Source organism: Clostridium sp. CAG:43 (assembly GCF_000434655.1).
In the GTDB taxonomy this organism is placed as follows: Bacteria; Bacillota; Clostridia; order Lachnospirales; family Lachnospiraceae; genus Otoolea; species Otoolea fessa.
Window position 1 is genome coordinate 576 of the sequence record NZ_FR895013.1, and the last position, 1,154, is coordinate 1,729.

The window sequence follows — 1,154 nt, forward strand, 5'->3', positions numbered from 1 at the left end:
TCTGCGACCTTTGATGAAATGAACAAATTCTTTACCATCAGCAATATGCCGATCGCATCCAGCAGATACTGGAACAGTATTCACGGCTGTGAGAAAGGGGAGGCAGAGATGGATGAGGAAGGCAAGCAGACGATGCGGATGCTTGCAAAGAATATGACATTTCTTATGAAGTCCATCGAGCTTGGCAAGAAAGAATATGGTCTTCCGGAACAGGAGGAGCGGACGGCGACGAATTTTATTCGGTAAGTTTAAGGGAGTCAGAGCATTTTTGATAATGTAGTCCATGCGCCGGCTGGATGGAGATACGATTTCGAAAATGAGATCGGGAGCGCCGGAACAGCCGCGGTCGGTCAATTTATTCGGATCACAGATAAGAGAGATATCAGGCTCAGCCCAATCTTTATCATCCGCATCCAGATTGACGGCGAAAGGAGGCGGATAAACGCGGCATTTTCCGCCGTTGGACTCGATATAATTTCCAAGAAGGCGGGAAATCTGGTAGGAAATTTCCTGATGAATCCGGCTCGGAGGTGCCATATTATAAACTTGCCCGTCGATCAGCTCTGCACGCTGCCCGTCGGGCAAATTCCAGTAATCTTTTGAAATATAGGTATACCTATATCTAAAAGTATAACAGGAAGAAATTATTTTCAATCATCCGTACGTATTCGCAACCAATCCCGGATAACCTCAGCGTCGTATCAGGTCATATGGATAATAATGACCTGATAATCGCGAACCGTCTCATACGGAAGTTTACCGGAACCGTCATGCATCCATCACAGGAAAAGGCTGTGTATGAGGGGAGATTTCCGGGGAATTTTGAGCGGAAATATGGTTGGGTGGCAAAAGTTCACGCGCCATTTGGATAAAATCCTGCATGACAGGAGACAGAAACTTGCTCTGATGCCACGCCAGATGAACGGTATTTTGAAAAGAAAAATCCGAAAAATAGATCCGGGAAATGGCACTGAGTCTCAGCTCAGCTTCGATCATAGTGCTTGGAAGAATCGTGACGCCAAGCCCCAGACGGACGGCTTCGAGAATGGCCTCTTGCGAGGTGCTTTCCCAGGCAGGGGTGACCTCACAGCCGGTCTGACGGATGGCATTTTGAAATACTTCATAAGAGGTGCTGCCGACTTCGCGGAAGAGCA

The 1,154-nt window shown here is 47.6% G+C and carries 1 protein-coding gene and 2 pseudogenes; 1 reads left to right on the plus strand and 2 read right to left on the minus strand.

What is annotated here, in order from left to right; genetic code table 11:
• A pseudogene (locus QVO97_RS01370) lies at window positions 1-246 on the plus strand (flavodoxin family protein); the annotation flags it as partial.
• A 30-nt stretch (window positions 247-276) separates the two neighbouring features.
• Here the strand turns inward: QVO97_RS01370 and QVO97_RS01375 are convergent.
• Window positions 277-654, minus strand: a pseudogene (locus tag QVO97_RS01375) (Uma2 family endonuclease); the annotation flags it as partial.
• 114 nt (window positions 655-768) lie between these two features.
• The coding region (locus QVO97_RS01380) for a substrate-binding domain-containing protein (RefSeq protein WP_288188590.1) at window positions 769-1,154 on the minus strand (386 nt) is incomplete at its 5' end.